The organism is Rahnella sp. ATs2, from assembly GCF_051851855.1.
Lineage (GTDB): Bacteria > Pseudomonadota > Gammaproteobacteria > Enterobacterales > Enterobacteriaceae > Rahnella > Rahnella variigena.
Genome location: NZ_JBLYPL010000018.1, coordinates 79,341 through 100,887 on the forward strand (window position 1 = coordinate 79,341; position 21,547 = coordinate 100,887).

Here is a 21,547-nt window from a genome sequence, read left to right on the forward strand (position 1 = left end):
CCAACAGGTTATTTCACTTTTGTTTCGCAATTATGACAGTCTTGTGAATCTTAAGAATTTTGTCCATTCATCGAACAAATAATGTTCATTCCGTGCAATCCGTCACATCTAGCTGAGACGAAAATGTTTGTCCGGCACTGGCGTGTCCGGCAGCTGCGTCTGGTTGTTCATCTCACGCAAGTTAATCTCGATATTGGTACACATGGCATCCATCGGCAGGTGGTTATTGGCATAAGCAAATGGCATTTCCAGCTCTTCCGCCAGCGTGTCCAGCGACAGGAAGGTGTAGGAAATAAAGCCCGACACCAGCAACGTCATGTAATGCAGATCAACGACCAGTGCGAATGGCAAAAGACTACAGAATAAATAGACCGTGCGGTGCAGCAACAGACCGTAAGCAAACGGAATCGGCATGCTGACGATGCGCTCGCACCCGCCGACCACCTGAGAAAGCTGTAAAAGCGTGGTATCCATGTGTGCATACACCACATCTGACAGCTCGCCGGTCCGGCGACGTTCGGCCAGCCATTGCGACAGCCGCAGCTGCACCATGTTGGTTTGTGCGCGGCGCGACAGAATATCTTCCGCATCCTCACCCAGCAAACGCTCCAAATCAGGACGCGGATCGCTGTGCCGCAACTGATGTTTAAGACTGTAACAAAATGCCAGCAACAGTGCTGTCACACGCTGCGCCTCACCCGGACACACCGCCATCACCTGACTTTGCAACGTACGGCATGCAATCAGCAATCCGCCCCACAGTTGCCGGGCTTCTGTATAGCGTGAATAGGCCACGCTGTTTCGAAAGCCGAGGAAGATTGCGATGGACACCCCGAGCAGGCTGAAAGGCGCCAGTGTGAGCTTAACCCCCAGCGTCTCGTACCAGGGCAGACTGAGGATGGCAGCCAGTGACATCAGCAGATTGAGACTCAGACGGAACAAAATACTGGGCAGGACGGAGCCATGCCAGGCGAACAAACGCAAGAACCAGTGACGGGGAGGACGGATTATCATTTTGAGCAGGTGCTTTATGCAGGTGAAGCGATTTTTTTTTGCGATTCTTGCAAATAAACCTGCACATGCAAAGGACAATTTTGTGACATTGGTAACATTTTTTCTTGAATCCGCTTACAACCCATTACATTGCAATAATAACGTAACTAAACAATTTGCAACAATTCTCCTCTGCCCCTCAGGTTGTGGTTACTTCGTGCCGATAATAGTATTGAGCCGCAATTCTTGTATTCACTGAATGATGTTCATTTTCGCCGCAGTGCTTCAACAGCCGCTATAGTTTGAACATCCGCTTCAGTATATGGCGACAGTCCACGGCAACCTTCCAAATACATTGAAGGATAAGGGCTTTGACAATTTTACTTATTTCTCTGGTTATCTTTATTCTGCTGGCAGCGCTGGTGGCATGGAGAGTAATGAAATCAGCGGCTAAAGACGCTGAGGACGATTATTAATCGTTTTACCGCCTTGTATTTCTAATACCGGTTTTCAGACATTTGTTTTTAAAATCAAAAACACCAAATTGTGTGGAAATAAATCCTTTTCATTCCCAAACACAAATAAACTGCCCCCGCTAACCCCTTCGGATTACAGGTACAATTTAATTGATTTCATTGTGAAATTTGAAAACCTGTTTATTTACACCGACATGTTCATCACATCCTGATACGCCGCCACCAGTTTGTTTCTGACCTGAACCCCCAGTTGCAGTGAAATTGACGATTTTTGCAGATCGACCATCACATCGTTCAGGCTTACGCCGGGAACGCCCATCTCGAGCTTTTCAGATTCCAGTTTCGCGTTGTTCTGCGTTTCGCTGATCTTGCCTAATGCCGCTTTTAATTCGCTGGCGAAACCCGCTTCTGATGCCGTATCGGTCTGCGGTGCCGCGCCTGCCTGGATGGCAGTGGCCTGCATCTGCTGTAAAACGCTCTCAATGCCTTGAATTGACATGTTTTCTCCGTCTGTCGGGGTGTCACGGTACAAATGGCCTATTTCATGGAATCACACCCTATCACATCAGTTTTTTCCTAAACGCGGTAATTGAACCTAAAAACCATGGCTTATCGGGCCATTAACTTTGCCTTGAGGGGCAAATAATGGCTCACCTAGAAAATAGGCCTGCCTTTACGGAGGACTGAAAAATGTCACGCTTCAACGATTGCGCCACCTGGGAGTCTGTTTTGTTAAGAGACAACATGAACACCACCATCCAACAGCTAAATAGGGATCTTGTATGAGTTCCGCAATAGCCGGCGCAGAAACCCCTCGAAGCGGTTTTACTGCGTTGCTTAATCGCCTGCGCGCCAACCCAAAAATTCCTATCGCCATCGCTGCTGCGGCCGCCGTGGCTATTGTTGTTGTTATGATGCTGTGGGCCAAACAGCCTACTTATAAGGTGTTGTTTAGCAACCTCGGTGACCAGGATGGCGGTGCCATCGTCACTCAGCTGACTCAGATGAATATCCCTTATCAGTTTTCTGATAATGGCGGCGCACTGCTTATTCCTGCTGATAAAGTGTATGAAACGCGTCTGAAACTGGCGGCTGCCGGTTTGCCGAAAGGTGGCGCTGTTGGTTTTGAACTGATGGATCAGGAAAAGTTTGGTATCAGTCAGTTCAGCGAGCAGATTAATTATCAACGCGCGCTGGAAGGTGAACTCTCCCGCACCATCGAAACTCTCGGTCCGGTGTCCAGCGCCCGTGTGCATTTAGCTATTCCTAAGCCTTCCCTGTTTGTCCGCGAACAAAAAAATCCTTCCGCTTCCGTAACGCTGAACCTGCAACCGGGTCGCGCGCTGGATGACGGTCAGATCAATGCCATCGTTTATATGGTGTCGAGCAGCGTTTCAGGATTGCCTCCGGCTAACGTCACCGTGGTAGACCAGAGCGGTCACCTTCTGACGCAATCCGATAACAATGGCCGCGACCTTAATGCTTCCCAGCTGAAATACGCCAACGAAGTGGAAGGCCGCCTGCAACGTCGTATCGAATCCATCCTGCAACCGGTGGTCGGTAACGGTAACGTTCACGCACAAATCACCGCTCAGATTGATTACGCCAGCCGCGAACAGACGGATGAAAATTACCAGCCGAACGGCTCGCCGGATAAAGCAGCAGTGCGTTCACGTCAGTTAAGTACCAGTGATCAGACTGGCGCAACTGCTGTTGGTGGCGTGCCGGGCGCGCTGAGCAATCAGCCAGCACCGGCTGCAACCGCGCCGGTGACCAATCCGCCAGCGGCTAACAATGCTAACGGCGCACAGAATCAGGCCGGTAATAACGCGCAGAACACTGCCAGCAATACCAGTTCTTCCGGTCCGTCTAACCGTCGTCGTGATGAAACCACCAACTATGAAGTGGATCGCACCATCACTCATACCCAGCACAGCGCCGGTGCCGTTCAGCGCCTGTCTGCGGCAGTCGTCGTTAACTATCAGGTTGGTACGGACGGCAAAGCCAAACCGCTGACTGACGATCAGCTGAAGAAAATTGATGATCTGGTGCGTGAAGCGATGGGCTTCTCTCAGGAGCGCGGCGATACGCTGAACGTGGTGAACACACCGTTCAACGAAGCGGCCGACGACACCGGCGAATTGCCATTCTGGAAACAACAGGCGTTCTTCGATCAACTGCTCAATGCCGGTCGCTGGTTACTGGTGCTGATTGTAGCCTGGCTGCTGTGGCGCAAGATGGTTCGTCCGATGCTGCGCAAACAGCAGGCAGAGAAAGATGCCGCAGCGGCAGCCGCTCTTGCCGCGTCCCTGCCGCAGCCTGAAGGCAGCAAACCGGTCAAACTCAGCAACGACGAGCTGGAGAAACGTAAGCGTTCACAGCAACGCGTCAGCGTCGAAGTGCAGACTCAACGTGTTCAGGAGCTGGCCGATAAGGATCCTCGTATCGTCGCCCTGGTTATCCGCCAATGGATGAGTACCGAACAACCATGACTATGACCGGAACCGAAAAAAGCGCCATTTTGATGATAACCCTGGGCGAAGACCGCGCGGTGGAGGTGTTCAAGCACCTCTCCCCTCGCGAAGTCCAGCAAATCAGTGGCGCGATGGCCAACATCCATCAGATTTCTAACAAGCAACTGGCGGAAGTCCTTAACGAGTTTGAAGACGAGTCCGAGCAGTACGCGGCGCTGAGCGTGAACACCAGCGAATACCTGCGTGCGGTTCTGACCAAAGCGCTCGGCGAGGAACGTGCGTCGAGCCTGCTGGAAGACATTCTGGAATCGCGCGAAACCACCAGCGGCATGGAGACACTGAACTTCATGGAACCGCTGATGGCTGCCGATCTTATCCGCGACGAGCATCCGCAGATTATCGCCACCATCCTTGTCCACCTCAAACGGGGTCAGGCGGCAGATATTCTGGCGCTGTTCGACGAGCGTCTGCGTAACGACGTCATGCTGCGTATCGCCACTTTCGGCGGTGTCCAGCCAGCGGCGCTGGCGGAACTGACCGAAGTGCTGAACAACCTGCTCGACGGCCAGAACCTCAAACGTTCGAAGATGGGGGGTATTCGTACTGCGGCAGAAATCATCAACCTGATGAAAACGCAGCAGGAAGAAGCGGTTATCGAAGCCGTTCGTGGTTACGACGGCGAGCTGGCACAGAAAATTATCGACGAGATGTTCCTGTTCGAAAATCTGGTGGACGTGGACGACCGCAGTATCCAGCGCCTGTTGCAGGAAGTCGAAGGCGAATCGTTACTGGTGGCACTGAAAGGGGCGGAACAGCCGCTGCGCGACAAGTTCCTGCGCAACATGTCCCAGCGTGCGGCCGATATCCTGCGCGACGACCTGGCGAACCGCGGTCCGATGCGTATGTCTCTGGTCGAGAACGAACAGAAAGCTATCCTGCAGACGGTGCGTCGTCTGGCAGAATCCGGCGAAATGATGGTTGGCGGCGGCGAGGACTCCTATGTCTGATAACCCGATGTCCGACAAACCTGCGCCGGAAAAGAAAACCGCTGAAGAGCGCAACGCCGAACGTATTAATGCCTTGCCGTGGCAGCCGTGGAGACCGGGCGACCTCGCAGTCCCTGTTTTCACCAAACCCGATGAACCTTTGCTGGCTGATAGTGAAGAGGAGCCGGACGACGGACAACCCAAACTTCAGGTCGATCAGAACGAATTACTGAATTTGCAACGTCGCGCTGAACAGCAGGGTTTCCAGCAGGGTCTGGAAGCCGGTCAGAAACAGGGTTATGCCGCCGGTTTCCAGCAAGGTCAGGAAGCCGGACAGCAACAGGGATTGCAGGAAGGTCAGCAACAGCAGGCCGTGCTGACTGAGCACTGGCAGCATATGGTGTCGGATTTCCAGCAAACGCTGGATGCACTGGACAGCGTGATCGCCTCGCGTCTGATGCAGATGGCGCTGACCGCTGCCAAACAGATTATTGGTCAGGCACCCATTTGTGACGGTTCTGCCCTGCTTAATCAGATTCAACAGCTGATCCAGCAGGAGCCGATGTTTAAAGGCAAACCGCAGCTGCGTGTAAATCCGGCCGATTTCGAGCGCGTCGAACAACAGCTTGGTGCCAGCCTGAGCATGAACGGCTGGCGTTTGCTGGCCGACAGCCAGATCCACAGCGGTGGCTGCAAAGTCAGCGCGGAAGATGGCGACATGGACGCGTCACTGGCTACCCGCTGGCATGAACTGTGCCGTCTTGCGGCACCGGGAGATCTCTGATGACCGCCCGCCTGAGCCGCCTGCTGAAAACGCTTGATGACGCGGAAAAACGCATGGCCCGCACGCCGTCGGTTCGCCGTTATGGCCGTCTGACGCGGGCAACGGGTCTGGTCCTTGAAGCTACCGGCCTGCAGTTACCTTTGGGTGCGACGTGCCTGATTGAGCGCCACGACGGGCCAGCGGTGCAGGAAGTCGAAAGTGAAGTGGTCGGCTTTAACGGACAAAGTCTGTTCCTGATGCCCCTGGAAGAAGTCGAAGGGATTTTGCCAGGTGCGCGGGTTTATGCCCGTATCGCCGCGGATGGTCAGAGCGCAGGCAAACAACTGCCGCTGGGGCCGCAGTTGCTGGGCCGCGTGCTGGATGGCAGCGCCAAACCGCTCGATAGTTTGCCGCCGCCGGATACCGGTTATCGCGCCGCACTGATTACGCCACCGTTTAACCCGCTGCAACGTACACCGATCACCGATGTGCTGGACGTCGGCGTCCGCGCCATTAACGCCCTGCTCACCGTCGGTCGCGGTCAGCGCATGGGTCTGTTCGCCGGTTCCGGCGTCGGTAAATCCGTGCTGCTCGGCATGATGGCGCGCTACACCAAAGCCGACGTGATCGTGGTCGGGCTGATTGGCGAACGTGGCCGTGAAGTCAAAGATTTTATCGAAAACATTTTAGGTGACGAAGGTCGCGCCCGTTCGGTGGTTATCGCCGCACCGGCTGACGTTTCCCCTCTTCTGCGTATGCAGGGTGCGGCGTATGCCACACGTATCGCCGAAGATTTCCGTGACCGCGGTCAGCACGTGTTGCTGATCATGGATTCCCTGACCCGTTATGCGATGGCGCAACGTGAAATCGCGCTGGCTATCGGTGAACCTCCGGCCACCAAAGGCTATCCGCCTTCCGTGTTTGCCAAACTGCCTGCGCTGGTTGAACGCGCCGGTAACGGCATCAGCGGCGGTGGTTCGATCACCGCATTTTATACCGTACTGACCGAGGGCGACGACCAGCAGGATCCGATTGCTGACTCTGCCCGCGCCATTCTTGACGGGCACATCGTGTTATCACGCCGTCTGGCGGAATCGGGTCATTACCCGGCGATTGATATCGAAGCGTCTATCAGCCGTGCCATGACATCGCTGATTGATGACGCCCAGTACGGCCGTGTGCGTAATTTCAAACAACTGTTGTCCAGCTATCAGCGCAACCGCGATTTGGTCAGCGTCGGCGCTTACGCCGCAGGCAGCGATCCGATGCTTGACCGCGCGATAAAACTGTATCCGCAAATGGAGAACTTCCTCCAGCAGGACATCATGGAACGCAGTACCTACGAAGACGCCTGTCTGGAACTGAATATGTTGTTCCCGGGCTAAATTTTAACCGATAAAGGTAAATCAGATGGAAAACGCATCACCATTGATCACCCTTTGTTCTCTGGCGCAAAAAGCGCTGGATCAGGCCACCAGTCATCTGGGGCAAATCAGGCAGTCACATCATCAGGCTGAAGAACAGCTCACCATGCTGCTCAACTATCAGCGTGAGTACCGGGAAAAGCTCAATACCACCATGACCGGCGGGATTGCGGCGAATACCTGGCAGAACTACCAGCAGTTTATCGGCACGCTGGAAGTGGCGATTGATCAGCACCGCAAACAATTACAACAGTGGGATCAGCGGCTTAACGCCGCCGTAAACCAGTGGCAGGACAAGCAGCAACGGCTCAATGCTTACCAGACGTTGCAATCCCGCGCCAGTGAGCAACAGCGTTCTCTGGAAAACAAGCTCGATCAAAAGCAAAACGATGAGTTCGCCCAGCGCAGCGCACACAGGAAGAAACAATCATGAATCTGAATATTTTGCCTGCTGCCGTGACCACGGCAAAGACCACCGCGAGCGCGGCGTCCGGCAGTTCATCATCAGCAACCGCTTCTGCGGCTGACGCATCAGCGATCAGCGATAGCACGGCGACTTCACCGGCCGATTTCGCCAGCCAGCTGGAAGCCCAGCTCGGCTCGAAACTCGACCCTAAACTGACCAGCACGTTAGCCAAACTCGGTCAGCAGATTTCAGCCAAAGGCGAAACCGTCGATAAAGCCACACTGACTCAGGCGGTGACCACCGGCGAAAACGACGGCAGTCTGATGCTTGATGAAAGTGATTTAAGCAAAATGATCGCCGCCATTCAGGTATTGCCGAATGGCAGCCTGAAAGGCAGCGACGCATCGGCGGTAAAAAACGCCGGGCTGAGCGATAAAGACAAAGACAGCAAAACTGACGATGCCAATACCTTGCCGTTGCAGGCGCTGTTCGCGCAGTTAGCCGCGCAGCAGCAACCGGCACAACAGGTGCAAACCGCCAGTGCGGTGGTAACGCAGACCCCCAGCGATGACGCCACCAGTGCAGACAAAAAAAGCTCGCTGCTTTCCGGTCTGACCGCGTCTTCTTTACTGACCGGCGACGGTAAAACAGCCGTCACCGATACCGATCCGAAAGCTGCCACTGCGGCGAATACGACGACCGCGTCATCACAACATGCCGCCAGCAAAGCCACGACCGCTAATACACCTGATTTCAGCAGTGCGCTCGCTTCAATGAGCGCCGCCAGCGGCAATGCCGCAGCGTTACAGCAGAACGACAGCAGCGCGCTGGATAACAGCATGCAGTCACTGAATCAGCTGAACACCGCGGCGGTTGCCGTTTCTTCTGCGCCGGTTTCCACCACGCCGACCACCACCACCGCGGTTACCGCCCCGTCTACCCCGCTGCTCAACGCACAGCTCGGTACGCCTGAATGGCAGCAGCAGCTCGGTCAGCAGGTGATGATGTTTAACCGTCAGGGACAACAAACCGCAGAACTTCGTCTGCATCCTGAAGATTTGGGTTCGATACAAATCAGCATGAAGATTGAAAACAATCAGGCGCAGCTGCACTTTGTCTCCGGCCACAGCGGCGTGCGCTCTGCCATAGAAGCCGCGTTACCGGATCTGAAAACAGCACTGGCCGACAACGGCATCAGCCTCGGTCAGAGCAGCGTCGGCAGCGACAGTTCGCAGTGGCAACAGGCGCAGCAGCAAAGCGGTCAGTCCGGTTCACAACAGGGGAATGCGGCCAGCTGGGCAGCATTTAATGGCGGCAGCACGACATCTGCCAGCGATGCCCTGCCGGTTCCGGCGTCTATCGCCCAGCGGATCGGCGGCAACAATAGCGTGGATATCTTCGCATAATCGTTACCTGATGTTTCAGCCCTGCCTGTGTGACCTTAATTCAAACGGCAGAGCTGACCTTATTTTTCCCGCCTATTCTGACTATTGAACAACAGGATAAGCGGGATAATCATTGTCAGAATTGACTCAGCAGCTTCGCGGTTCCCTCGCAACTCTGCTCATACTTACAGGAAATCGCCTCATCCATGTCTGACTCTGCTCTCTCGGCGTCGCGTAAGAAAAAGCGCCCGTTAATGATGATTCTGCTGTTACTGATTGCCATCGGAGCCTGTGGTGCAGCCGGTTACGCCTGGTGGATGTTGCATAAACAGCCCGTAACTGCAGCGCAGGCTGCGGAAGCGAAGAAGAATGAACCGCCTGCGGCCCCTATTTTCCTGGCGCTCGACACCTTCACCGTTAACCTGCAAACGCCGGATAACGACCCGGATCGCGTGCTGTATATCGGCCTGACCCTGCGTCTGCCGGATGAAAAGAACCGCGCTACGCTTAATGAATATCTGCCTGAAGTCCGCAGCCGCCTGTTGTTGCTTCTGTCACGTCAGAAAACCTCTGATTTAGTCAGCGAAGCCGGTAAACAACAGCTGGTTCAGGACATCAAACAGGTTCTGGATGCGCCACTGGTCAAAGGTCAGCCCCCTCAGGTGATCAACGACGTGCTTTTCACTGCTTTCATACTGCGATAATCAAATTATGGGCGACAGCATTCTTTCACAGGCCGAGATCGACGCGCTGCTCAATGGTGACAGTGACAGCGCACCCGATAATACGGCAACCGCACAGGCCGCCGCGTCTGATGACGGTGTAAAACCTTTTGACCCCACGACGCAACGCCGCGTTGTTCGTGAGCGGTTGCAGGCGCTGGAAATCATTAACGAGCGATTTGCCCGTCATTTCCGTATGGGGCTGTTTAACCTTTTACGCCGTAGCCCGGACATCACCGTAGGGCCGATCAAAATCCAGCCTTACCACGAGTTTGCACGCAACCTGCCGGTACCGACTAACCTCAACCTGATCCACCTCAAACCCTTGCGTGGCACCGCTCTGTTTGTGTTTGCGCCAAGCCTGGTATTTATCGCGGTGGATAACCTGTTCGGTGGCGATGGCCGTTTTCCGACCAAAGTCGAAGGGCGCGAGTTCACGCACACCGAACAGCGGGTCATCAAACGCATGCTCACGCTGGCACTCGATGCCTACGAAGATGCCTGGAGCGGCGTTTACAAGCTGAGCGTGGAATATGTCCGTGCGGAATTGCAGATCAAATTCACCAACATCACCTCTTCCCCGAACGATATCGTGGTGACCACGCCGTTCCACGTGGAGATCGGTGCGCTGAGCGGTGATTTCAACATCTGTATTCCGTTCAGCATGATCGAACCTTTGCGTGAGTTACTGACCAATCCGCCGGTCGAAAACTCACGTAATGAAGAAAGTCAGTGGCGCGAAAATCTGGTCACTCAGGTTCAGCAGTCCGAGCTGGAACTGGTGGCGAATTTCGTCGAAATTCCGCTGCGCCTGTCGCAGATCCTCAAGCTTCAACCGGGCGATGTTCTGCCGATTGAAAAACCGGATCGTCTGATTGCCCATGTCGATGGTGTGCCCGTGCTGACCAGCCAATATGGCACTTTAAACGAACAATACGCCCTGCGCGTTGAACATTTGATCAACCCAATTTTAAATTCTCTAGATGAGGAACAGCCCCATGAGTGACACCAATAAACCGTCTGACGCCGGATCGGATAACGTTGACGATTTATGGGCTGATGCGTTTAACGAACAACAGTCTGCGGGCGGCGCGAAAGCGTCAACTGACGGTGTTTTCGCCGCGCTGGGTGCCCAGGACGGAACCGGCAGTTTGCAAGATATCGACATGATCCTCGATATTCCGGTGAAACTGACCGTGGAATTAGGTCGCACCAAAATGACCATCAAAGAACTGCTGCGACTTTCGCAGGGTTCGGTGGTGGCACTCGACGGTCTGGCCGGGGAGCCGCTGGATATCCTGATCAACGGCTATCTGATTGCCCAGGGTGAAGTGGTTGTCGTCGCCGATAAATACGGGGTACGCATCACCGACATCATCACGCCATCCGAACGTATGCGTCGTCTGAGCCGCTGATGAGCCAGAATACCGCGACGGATTCTCCGTACATTTCCGGCCCGGTAAACCATGCCACCACGCAGGCAACGCCTCAGGCAATGCCCGCCGGTTCGGTGCTGACGCAGGTCAGTTCCGTGCTTGGCGGCATTCTGTTGCTGATCTTGTTTATCGGCTGGGTGGTGAAGCGCGCCGGTTTCGCTCCGCAGTCTAAAAATAACAAGCTGCTGAAAGTGACTGCCAGCGTACAGGTCGGACGCAGTGAGAAAGTGGTGATTGTTGAAGTCGATAACACCTGGCTGGTGCTGGGCGTGACCGCGCAAAACATCACCCCGCTGCATACCCTGAGCGCGCCGCCGGTTGAACAGATGCCGGATTCAGGCCATCCCAATAACGCGCCCGCTGATTTCCGTCAGCTGATGCAGAAAATGTTGAAACGTCCGGGAAAGCAGGCATGACTCTGTCCGTCGTGAAGAAAATAATGAAATCCCCCCTTACCTTTTGCCTGCCGCTGCTGCTGTTAATCAGCCCGTCGGCGTTCGCGCAACTGCCGGGGATCATCAGCCAGCAGATGTCCAACGGCGCACAAAACTGGTCACTGCCGATCCAGACGCTGGTGTTTATCACCACGCTGACGCTGTTACCGGCAATGCTGCTGATGTGCACCAGTTTCACCCGCATCATTATCGTGCTCGGCCTGCTGCGAAATGCGCTGGGTACGCCATCTGCGCCGCCAAACCAGGTATTGCTGGGGCTGGGTTTGTTTCTGACCTTTTTCGTCATGGCGCCGGTATTCGACAAAATTTACAGCGATGCTTATCAGCCATTTACAGAAAACAAAATCACCATGCAGGAAGCGATGGACAAAGGCGCTCAGCCTTTGCGCCAGTTTATGCTGCGCCAGACCCGTGAAAGCGACCTTGCGCTGTATGCGCGACTGGCGAACATCCCTCCGCTGGCGGGCCCGGAAGCGGTGCCGATGCGTATTTTGCTGCCGGCCTACGTGACCAGCGAACTGAAAACGGCGTTCCAGATTGGCTTCACCGTATTCATTCCGTTCATGATTATCGACCTGGTGGTCGCCAGCGTACTGATGGCCCTCGGGATGATGATGGTGCCACCTGCCACCATCTCGCTGCCGTTCAAGCTGATGCTGTTCGTCCTGGTTGATGGCTGGCAACTGTTACTGGGATCACTGGCGCAGAGTTTTTACAGTTAATTCAAAACGCCAAACTTAATGGGCGTTTTTTGCTCCTCCCCCTGCGAAGGGGGAGGCCGGGAGGGGGTTTTACAGGCAACTTCAAATTCTGAGCTGCTATTCATACCCCACCCCAACCCTCCCCTTCGCAGGGGAGGGAGTCGCCCGTCTTCTTTTGTGAGAATTGAGTAATGACTCCTGAATCGGTAATGGCATTAGGCAATGAGGCGATGAAAGTGGCATTAGCCGTTGCTGCGCCTTTGTTGCTGGCCGCGCTGGTCACCGGGCTTATCGTCAGCCTGTTGCAGGCGGCGACACAGATCAACGAACAAACGCTGTCATTCATCCCTAAGATCCTGGCCGTGGTAGCGACTATCGTTATCGCCGGTCCGTGGATGCTAAATCTGCTGCTTGATTACATGCGCACGTTGTTTTCCAACCTGCCGTACATCATCGGGTAATCTATGGTTTCCTTCGACAGCACCCAGCTCGCCGGATGGCTGAGCATGTATTTCTGGCCTCTGCTGCGAATTCTGGCGCTGATCAGCACTGCGCCGATCACCAGTGAAAAGTCAGTCCCTAACCGGGTGAAACTCGGTCTGGGGATGATGATTACCTTCCTGATTGCCCCCTCTCTGCCACCGGTGGACACGCCGATTTTCTCCACCCCCGCGCTGTGGCTGGCGATGCAGCAAATCATGATTGGCACTGCGTTAGGCATCACCATGCAACTGGCATTTGCGGCTATTCGTATGGCGGGTGAGATTATGGGTTTGCAGATGGGGATTTCTTTTGCCACGTTTTATGACCCGAGCAATCGCCTGAACACTCCGCTGCTGGCGCAGTTTTTAAACCTGCTGGCGGTGCTGTTGTTCCTGACGTTTAACGCGCATCTGTGGCTGATTTCCCTGCTGGCTGACAGCTTCCACACCCTGCCTATCAGCCATAATCCGGTCAATGCCGAAGGGTTTATGGCGGTCGCCAAAGCGGGCAGTATCGTGTTCAGCGGCGGAATGATGCTGGCATTACCGATTGTGACATTGCTGCTGACGCTGAACATGGCGCTCGGCCTGTTAAACCGTGTTACGCCACAGCTTTCCGTTTTCGTTATCGGTTTCCCGCTGACGCTCAGCATCGGTATTCTGGCGATAGGCCTGATGATGCCGATGCTCGCCCCGTTCAGCGAGCATCTGTTCAGCGAGATCCTGGATAAGATCGTGCTGATCATGAATCAGCTGGCGATGGATTAAGTAACTTAACGCCGTGTCAGCAGCGCCATCACTTCGTAATGCGCGGTATGCGGGAACATGTCGAAAAGCTGGACACGCAGAATGTGATAATCCGGCAGTAGCGCCAGATCTTGCGCCATGGTTTTAGCGTTACAGCTTGAATAGAGAATGGTGTCGGGCGCCATGTGGCCCAGGTACTCACACAACGCTGTGCCGATGCCGCGACGTGGCGGATTCACCAGCACCAGATCCGGCACCTCGCCTTTGCCGGTCGCGAAACCGGTCGAATCCAGCGCCTGAAACTCGACGTTTTGCAACCCCAGACGCGCCGCCGATTCTTTTGCGCAGGAAATAGCTTCCGCGCTGATTTCGATACCGGTCAGTTTCATCTGCGGCGTTGCACAGTGCAGACCAAAACCGCCGACGCCGCAGAACAAATCCCACATGCTTTGAATATCACCACGCGCCCTCACCCAGTCACGCGCCGTAGCGTAGAGTTTTTCAGCCACCACCGGGTTGGTCTGGAAGAAACTCTGCGGACGGATAAACAGCGGCACATGGTTAAAGTCTTCTTCCAGACGCTGCACGTCCGTCAGCGGGATTTCGGTATCGCCTTCGAGGATCGCCATATGTACCGGCTGTATATTGGCGGAAATCACCCTGAGCTGCGGTAACTGCTGTTGCAACCACGGCAGCGCGGCGCGCAGTTGCGCCAGTTTTGTTTCCGAACGCAAGACGAAACGCAGCATCATGCCGCCGTCTTTCTGGCTTTCAGTCAGTAACAGGAATTTCAGCTCACCGCGTTTTCGCGCCACGTTATAAGGCGTCAGTCCGGCGCGGGCGATAAAGGTTTTCAGGACTGAAAATACTGCGGGGAAACTGGCCGGATAAAGAGGACATTCACACAAATCGACCGGCGTGCCGTCGCGGTGCAACATCCCAAGTAAAGGACGCTCCACGCTGCCGCTGACCACCATTTTGGCTTTATTGCGAAAGGCACTTTCCGCGCCGGTGACCGGTTCACACCATTCACCCACCGGCAAATCTGACAGCAAATCACTGAGATCCTGCTGCTTGTCGGCTAACTGTTGTGAATAAGGTTTGTCGAGCCACTGGCAGGAACGGCAGGTTCCTGCGGTGTAAAGTGCGCAATGCATGAAAAAGTCCGGTCAGAGAATGCGGAAAAAACTGGCGCGCAGTTTACCACTGCGCGACGGGAAAGGCTCACTTACGCTTTGGCTATTTGTGACGGGCTGCTTTTTTCGTTCGACTTTTTACGCGAGAAGTATCTGCGGCTGCTGGCAGGCGCATACAACAAGAAAAGCACCACCATATCGGGGATTTTTTGCATCAGCAGCGCATAGAGAAATTCGCCCTGAGTTTCGACGTTAAAGCGAAAGATGCGTGGCCCGAACCAGTCAAATGAGGCCAGCAGCATGTATCCGACCACAATCACCTGACAACCGATAAATGCCCGGCGCCCCCAGCGACGGCCGCGCATCATGGCATAGGCAGCACGGCATTCGACCAGAACAATCAGCAAGCTGGCCAGCATGATGAAACAGTTCAGCCAGGACTCTGCACTGACTTCGATAAAACTCATCAGCCCTGAAAAGCCCATGGCATCGAACAGTAAAATGAATTCGAGTAAGCGCGTCGCGACAATTGCCGACGCACCTATCATCACGGGAACAGGGATAAATGCCAGTTTCATAAATCCGTTTGGGCTCTCCATTTACGTTCAGGGCGGAATACATCCGCCCTGAAAATTATCTTAAAATTTAAGCTCGTTGAGCGCGCTGTATTTCTTTACGCCGTTGTTTCTCGGCACGCGCCATAAACCACCAGGCAACCATGCCGATGATCCCAACCACCAGCAGGATCAACGTCGCCAGCGCGTTTATTTCAGGGTTGACGCCCATACGCACGCTGGCAAAGACCAGCATCGGTAACGTGGTCGAACCCGGTCCGGCGACAAAACTGGCAATAACCAGATCGTCGAGCGACAACGTAAACGCCAGCAACCAGCCGGAAATCAGTGCCGGTAAAATCATCGGCAGCGTGATAATAAAGAACACTTTCAGCGGCGCTGCACCTAAATCCATTGCCGCTTCTTCAATCGAACGGTCCAGTTCACGTAAACGCGCAGAGACCACCACGGCTACGTACGCGCTACAAAACGTCACGTGCGCCAGCCAGATGGTAAACATGCCGCGCTCCGCAGGCCAGCCAAACGCGTGGCCCATCGCGACAAACAGCAACAACAACGCCAGGCCGGTAATGACATCCGGCATGACCAGCGGCGCGGTCAGCATAAAGGCAAAACCGGTTGAACCACGAAACCGCTGAAAACGCACCATCACCACCGCGGCCAGCGTCCCAACAATCACCGCCATTGTGGCGGCAGCGGTGGCAATGGTCAGACTGGTCCCGACTGCACTTATCATCGCGGAATCGTGGAAAAGCTGAGTATACCAGCGGGTAGACCAGCCCGCCCAGACCGTTACCAGCTTGGAGCTGTTAAACGAATAAATAACCAGCATCAGCATCGGGGCATACAAAAACGTAAAGCCGAGCACCAGAATAAGAATTCGCCACGGCGAACGGACAACCGGTAACTGATTCATTCTTTGTCTCCCAGCTCTTTGTTTTGGTATTTCTGGAACCACAAGATGGGCATGATCAACAGCAACAGCATGACCACTGCGACAGCGGAAGCCACCGGCCAGTCGCGGTTGTTGAAGAATTCCTGCCACAGAACACGACCAATCATATTGCTGTCCGGCCCGCCGAGCAGTTCCGGGATCACGTATTCCCCTACCGCCGGAATGAAGACCAGCATCGAACCGGCAATAATCCCGCCTTTGGTCAGCGGCATAATCACTTTGAAGAAGGTTTTCATCGGACGTGCGCCCAGATCCTGCGCCGCTTCCACCAGCGAGTAATCCATGCGGGTCAGCGCGGTGTAAATCGGCAACACCATAAACGGCAGATACGAATACACAATGCCGATGTAAACCGCCAGATTGGTATGCAAAATCACCAGCGGCTGATCGATAACATGCAGCCACAGCAGCAAGTTATTCAGCACACCGTTGTCTTTGAGAATGCCAATCCAGGCATAGACGCGGATCAGGAACGAGGTCCACGACGGTAAAATCACCAGCAACAGCAGGATATTGCGGGTCGAGGTACGGCTGTGCGCCACCGCCCACGCCAGCGGATATCCAATCAGCAGACAAAGCAGCGTCGATATGGCCGCCACTTGCAGTGATTGCAGATAGGCATCGATATACAGCGGATCCTGCGTCAGGCCGATGTAGTTGGCGATGTTAAGCGCGATATCCAGCATACCGTCTGACCAGGAGACCAGATCGGTATACGGCGGAATAGCCCGCGCCATTTCTGCAAAACTGATTTTGAAGACAATCAGGAAAGGCAGTAAAAACAGCAGCAGGAACCACACCAGCGGCAGCAGGATAACCAGTTTGCGGCCATGGCGTTGTTGCAAACGACCCGTGAAAGCTTTAAATCCGCCCGGAGGTTTACTGGCCGGCGCTTCGGAGATTACAGACATTTTCATCCCCCCTAAACAGTCAGCACGACACAGCTGTCGGCTTCCCAGCACAGGCGCACTTCGTCGCCCCAGGTTGGCATGCCTTTGCGGAAACGATGACCGTTCTGCAATTGCGCGGTGATCATCTGTCCGCTGTGCAGCCGGACATGGTAAATCGACAGGTCGCCGAGATAGGCAATGTTTACCACTTCACCGATCGCAAAGTTGCAACCATCTTCCGGCACTTCCTCGCACAACATGATTTTTTCCGGACGCAGTGCGACAAACACCGGTACACCGTCGACCACGGAGACATCCGGATCCACTTTCAGCGGGTGTTTAAGCCCCGGCGACGTCAGTACCAGCGCATCATCCAGACGCTCTTTCAGCACGCCCTCGAACACATTCACAGAGCCGATAAATTCGGCGCTGAAGCGGCTGGTCGGGTGCTCGTAAATTTCTTCAGGCTCACCGATTTGCACGAACTTACCGCGGTTCATGATGGCGATACGCCCGGCCATGGTCATCGCTTCTTCCTGATCGTGCGTGACCATAACGCAGGTCGCGCCGACGCGCTCAAGAATATCCACCACTTCAAGCTGCATGCGGTCACGCAGCTTTTTATCCAGTGCGCCCATCGGTTCGTCGAGCAGCAATAACTTTGGCCGTTTCGCCAGACTGCGGGCTAACGCCACACGCTGACGCTGACCGCCGGAGAGCTGATGCGGCTTACGTTTAGCAAATTCCTGCATGTGAACCAGCGTCAGCATTTCCGCTACGCGGCTTTTGATTTCTGCCGACGGCAGTTTGTCCTGCTTAAGGCCGAACGCGATATTTTGTTCGACCGTCATGTGCGGGAACAAGGCGTAAGACTGAAACATCATGTTGATCGGACGCTGATACGGCGGCACCTGCGAAAGATCTACGCCATCCAGGACGATTTGGCCCTGCGTAGGCTGCTCGAAACCGGCCAGCATACGCAACAGGGTCGATTTCCCACAGCCGGACGCGCCGAGCAGTGCGAAAATCTCGCCTTTATAAATGGTCAGGCTCACGTCATCAACGGCGGCCTGGCCATCAAAAGATTTGGTCAGATTGCGGATTTCCATTAAAGGCGTGAAACCCTTCTGGGACTTAGGCTGCGGGCGGGGGATAGCGTCGTTCACTCAGAGAAATCTCCGGTATCAAAATGAAGCAATTCAAATAAGCATAACAGTCAGGGGGAAAAGTGCCTGATCCGTATGCCCAAAATACAGCCGGAAGCAAAACGTCAGCGGCCCCGCCATCAATAAGCGGAGCCGCGTTAACGATACTCAAAATCATTCTGGTTGCATCAAGCCGGCAAGTGAGCAAGTCCCCGGGAGCTGACACAAGTCAGTGACCGGGGCGCGTTCACGCAGCCAACACAGAGGCAGCCCGAAGGATGAAGAGTATTACTTGCCGGTTTTGACCTTGGTCCACGAACGGGTGATAACCCGGTCGATTTTCGGATCCTGAACTTTCAGGGTGAACAACTTCGCCTGAACGTCTGCCGGTGGATAAATGCCCGGGTTGTTACGCACATCTTCGTTCACCAGTGGCGTCGCGGCTTTGTTGCCGCTGGCGTAGTAAACCGTGTTACTGATTTGCGCGATAACTTTCGGTTCCATCAGGTAATTCAGGAACTGATAGGCTTCATCGAGATTTTTGGCATCTGCAGGAATAGCAAACACGTCGAAGAAGGCCAGCGCCCCTTCTTTCGGAATGCTGTACGCCACGTTCACGCCATTTTTCGCTTCTTTCGCGCGGTTAGACGCCTGCATCACATCCCCTGCCCAGCCGATAGCGACGCAGATATCACCATTCGCCAGGTCGTTGATGTACTGGGAAGAGTGGAAATAACGGATGTTCGGACGCAGTTTCAGCAGCAGATCGTTGGCCGCACCGGTGTAATCAGAGGCTTTGGTGCTGTTCGGATCCAGATGCAGGTAATTAAGCACGGTAGCGTAAATTTCCGCAGGCGCGTCGAGGAAGGAAACGCCGCAGCTTTTCAGTTTCTCGAGGTTTTCAGGCTTGAGTACTAAATCCCAGCTGTCGACCGGCGCATCTTTACCCAGAACCGCTTTCACTTTATCGACGTTGTAACCAATGCCGGTGGTCGCCCACAGATAAGGGATTGCGTATTTGTTCCCCGGATCGTGCTGCGCCACCATCTTCAGCAGATCAGGATCCATATTTTTGTAATTAGGCAGTTTGCTCTTGTCGAGTGGCTGGAAGACGCCTGCCGCCAGCTGACGCTCAAGGAAACTGGCCGATGGCACCACCAGATCGAAACCGGTGCTGCCTGCCATGAGTTTGCCTTCCAGTACTTCGTTGGAATCAAACACGTCGTAAACCACTTTAATGCCGGTTTCCTTCTGGAAATCAGGCACGGTATTTGGCGCGATATAATCAGACCAGTTATAGATATGCAGCGTTTTTTCTTCCGCAGACGCTGTGACGGACGCAGCCATAACCAGGCCGGCGACAACACCCGATAACCACTTTTTACGCAGGGTGAACATCCGTTACTACCTCCAAGACAGGGGAATATAAAATTGAATTTGTATCACTGGAACAGATACAAAACCTTTCACACTAAGGCCAACTGCCGTCCACGAATGTGCATAGGCATTCAACGTTGACGCATACGCTGCCTGCGAATTAACCGTTTGGTTTTACGACGTAATCACGCGTGATGCAGAGTCAGAAGCATAGCGCCTGCAACCCCCGCACACCAGCCTCCCGAGGCAAAACCGGCGTTTATCGATTAATTATGCAGATTTAGTCTATACCGTCTGGCATTTTGCCTTTTAACAAAGTGAAATATCTGGCAACAACGGCACAATACCAGCATAACTTATGGCGAAAGCGAATAAAGGCAGCGGAGCCGCAATAAACACGGCTCGCAGAAAAGGATCTTCAAAGGGGAAAAGGTCTTTACAGAAATAACCGCCATCAGGGAAATGGCAGATGACACAAAAATCAGTGCAGCAAAGGTAAATTCACGGATGTGACCGGCGTACCTTCTTCTTCATCACCCAAAAACAGCAAGTCATTGGCGTGCGCTTCGAGAATAATCATCGACATCTGCTCCTCTGCCTGTTGCAGGAAGAAAGCAAACTGCTCTTCAGTCACGCCTACCGCGATAGTCAGCGACTGGCAGACAATCAGTTTCGGCAGATTATCATCCTGAATATCGACAAACGCTTTGATGGTCAGCGAGCTGGCATTAATTGAGCTCAGGTCAGCGACCAGCGGGATGAGCGCCGTCGGTTTTACTTCGGCCAGCGCAGAGAACAAAATAACGTTATCTACGATATCGAGTTTGGCATCAAAAATGCCATCAAAATTCTGCATATGCGGCAAATGGAGAGCCTGACAGGAATCACACTCGAAAAAAGAGATGCCCAGCTGATCCAGCCAGCGCCGAAGCAGCGCTAAATCAGGGACGATGAGCGAATCCATAGAATGCCTCACGAGTTCAACACAACGGAAAAAACAAACCCTTCGTAACGCTATCGGCATTACGAAGGGGTCATAGCTTACGGAATTATGCCGGTAAGCGCTACGATCAATACCGGATTGATGGACATTAGCGCGGCTAAATAAGAATTAGCCCCCGGATTTCAGACGAAATCCGGGGCGAGCCCGTTGCTCAATGTAGTCGATCATCATACCGGCGATATCCAGCCCGGTCGTCGTTTCGATACCCTCCAGCCCTGGAGACGCGTTGACTTCCATCACCAGCGGGCCACGGTTTGCCCGCAGAATATCCACACCGGCGACGTCCAGCCCCAACGTCATCGCGGCTTTCACTGCAATCTCTTTCTCTTGTGACGTAATGTTGACCTTAGACGCCGTGCCGCCGCGATGAAGATTGGATCGAAAATCACCCGGTTTGGCCTGACGCTCAATGGCCGCCACCACTTTCTTACCCACGACCAGACAGCGGATATCACGCCCCTGCGCTTCACGAATATATTCCTGCACCAGAATATGCGCGTTCAGGCCACGAAATGCGTCAATCACGCTTTCCGCCGCCTGACGGGTTTCCGCCAGCACCACGCCGATGCCCTGCGTGCCTTCCACCAGTTTCACCACCAGTGGCGCACCGCCCACCAGTGCAATCAAATCCGACGTATCATCCGGAGCATTGGCAAAACCGGTGATCGGCAAATCGATGCACTCGCGAGCCAGAATCTGCATAGAGCGCAATTTATCGCGCGCGCGGGTAATGGCCACCGATTCATTGAGCGGAAAACTGCCCAGCATTTCAAACTGGCGTAAAACCGCGGTGCCATAAAAAGTGATGGCAGAACCGATACGCGGGATCACCGCCTGATAAATATCGAGCTGACGTCCGCGGTAATGCACACTGGGCGCGGCCGGATTGATATTCATATAGCAGGAAAGCGGGTCAATAATGTCAATCTCATGCCCGCGGGATTCTGCTGCTTCCTTCAGCCGCTTACACGAATACAGGGACCCGTCACGGGAGAGAATTGCAATTTTCATCCGAC

General features: G+C 54.2%; 23 protein-coding genes. 13 read left to right on the forward strand and 10 right to left on the reverse strand.

Translation table 11 applies throughout. The annotated features are described in order from the left end of the window. Positions 1 to 108: 108 nt before the first annotated feature. Positions 109 to 1,014: a bestrophin family protein gene (locus tag ACJY2G_RS18900; protein WP_112291802.1), complete on the reverse strand. Its 906-nt coding sequence runs from the start codon at positions 1,012 to 1,014 to the stop codon at positions 109 to 111. A gap of 639 nt (positions 1,015 to 1,653) precedes the next feature. Then, positions 1,654 to 1,968 carry a flagellar hook-basal body complex protein FliE gene (fliE, locus tag ACJY2G_RS18905; RefSeq protein ID WP_120163032.1) on the reverse strand — a complete coding sequence of 105 codons (315 nt, stop codon included), beginning with the start codon at positions 1,966 to 1,968 and terminating at the stop codon, positions 1,654 to 1,656. A gap of 283 nt (positions 1,969 to 2,251) precedes the next feature. Between fliE and fliF the strand changes: the two genes are divergently transcribed. From fliF to fliR, 13 genes are all read left to right on the forward strand, one after another. Next, the gene (gene fliF, locus ACJY2G_RS18910) at positions 2,252 to 3,961 is read left to right on the forward strand and encodes a flagellar basal-body MS-ring/collar protein FliF (protein WP_112291782.1); all 1,710 of its coding nucleotides are present in this window, start codon (positions 2,252 to 2,254) and stop codon (positions 3,959 to 3,961) included. Next, on the forward strand, positions 3,958 to 4,950 hold the full coding sequence (gene fliG, locus ACJY2G_RS18915; protein WP_112291784.1) for a flagellar motor switch protein FliG: 993 nt from the start codon (positions 3,958 to 3,960) through the stop codon (positions 4,948 to 4,950). Before fliF ends, fliG begins: the two co-directional genes overlap by 4 nt. A 7-nt stretch (positions 4,951 to 4,957) precedes the next feature. Next, positions 4,958 to 5,713 (forward strand): flagellar assembly protein FliH, encoded by a 756-nt coding sequence (fliH, locus tag ACJY2G_RS18920; protein ID WP_198659766.1) that lies wholly within the window; start codon positions 4,958 to 4,960, stop codon positions 5,711 to 5,713. Beyond that, positions 5,713 to 7,077, forward strand: a complete 1,365-nt coding sequence (gene fliI, locus ACJY2G_RS18925; protein WP_112291788.1) for a flagellar protein export ATPase FliI — start codon at positions 5,713 to 5,715, stop codon at positions 7,075 to 7,077. Before fliH ends, fliI begins: the two co-directional genes overlap by 1 nt. 25 nt (positions 7,078 to 7,102) lie before the next feature. Beyond that, entirely contained in the window at positions 7,103 to 7,549 is a 447-nt protein-coding gene (gene fliJ / locus ACJY2G_RS18930) for a flagellar export protein FliJ (RefSeq protein WP_112291790.1), read from the forward strand. Continuing rightward, the gene (locus ACJY2G_RS18935) at positions 7,546 to 8,928 is read left to right on the forward strand and encodes a flagellar hook-length control protein FliK (protein WP_430320102.1); all 1,383 of its coding nucleotides are present in this window, start codon (positions 7,546 to 7,548) and stop codon (positions 8,926 to 8,928) included. Before fliJ ends, ACJY2G_RS18935 begins: the two co-directional genes overlap by 4 nt. A 185-nt stretch (positions 8,929 to 9,113) precedes the next feature. Continuing rightward, positions 9,114 to 9,611: a flagellar basal body-associated protein FliL gene (fliL, locus tag ACJY2G_RS18940; protein WP_120163038.1), complete on the forward strand. Its 498-nt coding sequence runs from the start codon at positions 9,114 to 9,116 to the stop codon at positions 9,609 to 9,611. 7 nt (positions 9,612 to 9,618) lie between these two features. After that, entirely contained in the window at positions 9,619 to 10,635 is a 1,017-nt protein-coding gene (gene fliM, locus ACJY2G_RS18945) for a flagellar motor switch protein FliM (protein WP_120163039.1), read from the forward strand. Then, positions 10,628 to 11,044, forward strand: coding sequence for a flagellar motor switch protein FliN (gene fliN / locus ACJY2G_RS18950; RefSeq protein ID WP_112291796.1), 417 nt, complete (start codon positions 10,628 to 10,630; stop codon positions 11,042 to 11,044). The genes fliM and fliN overlap by 8 nt, the downstream gene beginning before the upstream one ends. Positions 11,045 to 11,124: 80 nt before the next feature. Then, positions 11,125 to 11,481: a flagellar biosynthetic protein FliO gene (gene fliO, locus ACJY2G_RS18955; protein ID WP_430320241.1), complete on the forward strand. Its 357-nt coding sequence runs from the start codon at positions 11,125 to 11,127 to the stop codon at positions 11,479 to 11,481. A gap of 23 nt (positions 11,482 to 11,504) precedes the next feature. Further along, on the forward strand, positions 11,505 to 12,242 hold the full coding sequence (fliP, locus tag ACJY2G_RS18960) for a flagellar type III secretion system pore protein FliP (RefSeq protein ID WP_120163065.1): 738 nt from the start codon (positions 11,505 to 11,507) through the stop codon (positions 12,240 to 12,242). A gap of 170 nt (positions 12,243 to 12,412) precedes the next feature. After that, positions 12,413 to 12,682 carry a flagellar biosynthesis protein FliQ gene (fliQ, locus tag ACJY2G_RS18965; RefSeq protein WP_104922231.1) on the forward strand — a complete coding sequence of 90 codons (270 nt, stop codon included), beginning with the start codon at positions 12,413 to 12,415 and terminating at the stop codon, positions 12,680 to 12,682. A gap of 3 nt (positions 12,683 to 12,685) precedes the next feature. Further along, positions 12,686 to 13,471, forward strand: a complete 786-nt coding sequence (gene fliR, locus ACJY2G_RS18970) for a flagellar biosynthetic protein FliR (RefSeq protein ID WP_120163041.1) — start codon at positions 12,686 to 12,688, stop codon at positions 13,469 to 13,471. 5 nt (positions 13,472 to 13,476) lie between these two features. Here fliR and rlmC read toward each other — a convergent pair whose 3' ends face one another. The 8 genes from rlmC to rimK form a co-directional block, all read right to left on the reverse strand. Then, positions 13,477 to 14,607: a 23S rRNA (uracil(747)-C(5))-methyltransferase RlmC gene (gene rlmC, locus ACJY2G_RS18975; protein WP_430320101.1), complete on the reverse strand. Its 1,131-nt coding sequence runs from the start codon at positions 14,605 to 14,607 to the stop codon at positions 13,477 to 13,479. Between the two features lie 71 nt (positions 14,608 to 14,678). Next, entirely contained in the window at positions 14,679 to 15,185 is a 507-nt protein-coding gene (locus ACJY2G_RS18980) for a YbjO family protein (RefSeq protein WP_232829912.1), read from the reverse strand. A 46-nt stretch (positions 15,186 to 15,231) separates the two neighbouring features. Then, on the reverse strand, positions 15,232 to 16,077 hold the full coding sequence (potI, locus tag ACJY2G_RS18985; protein ID WP_120163043.1) for a putrescine ABC transporter permease PotI: 846 nt from the start codon (positions 16,075 to 16,077) through the stop codon (positions 15,232 to 15,234). Beyond that, positions 16,074 to 17,027, reverse strand: a complete 954-nt coding sequence (gene potH, locus ACJY2G_RS18990) for a putrescine ABC transporter permease PotH (protein ID WP_430320100.1) — start codon at positions 17,025 to 17,027, stop codon at positions 16,074 to 16,076. The genes potI and potH overlap by 4 nt, the downstream gene beginning before the upstream one ends. Before the next feature lie 11 nt (positions 17,028 to 17,038). After that, on the reverse strand, positions 17,039 to 18,172 hold the full coding sequence (potG, locus tag ACJY2G_RS18995) for a putrescine ABC transporter ATP-binding subunit PotG (RefSeq protein WP_439291993.1): 1,134 nt from the start codon (positions 18,170 to 18,172) through the stop codon (positions 17,039 to 17,041). A 267-nt stretch (positions 18,173 to 18,439) separates the two neighbouring features. Then, positions 18,440 to 19,549, reverse strand: coding sequence for a spermidine/putrescine ABC transporter substrate-binding protein PotF (gene potF, locus ACJY2G_RS19000; protein WP_112289375.1), 1,110 nt, complete (start codon positions 19,547 to 19,549; stop codon positions 18,440 to 18,442). Between the two features lie 460 nt (positions 19,550 to 20,009). Beyond that, on the reverse strand, positions 20,010 to 20,492 hold the full coding sequence (locus tag ACJY2G_RS19005; protein WP_112289376.1) for a YbjN domain-containing protein: 483 nt from the start codon (positions 20,490 to 20,492) through the stop codon (positions 20,010 to 20,012). A gap of 147 nt (positions 20,493 to 20,639) precedes the next feature. Continuing rightward, entirely contained in the window at positions 20,640 to 21,542 is a 903-nt protein-coding gene (gene rimK, locus ACJY2G_RS19010; protein ID WP_430320098.1) for a 30S ribosomal protein S6--L-glutamate ligase, read from the reverse strand. Positions 21,543 to 21,547 lie beyond the last annotated feature (5 nt).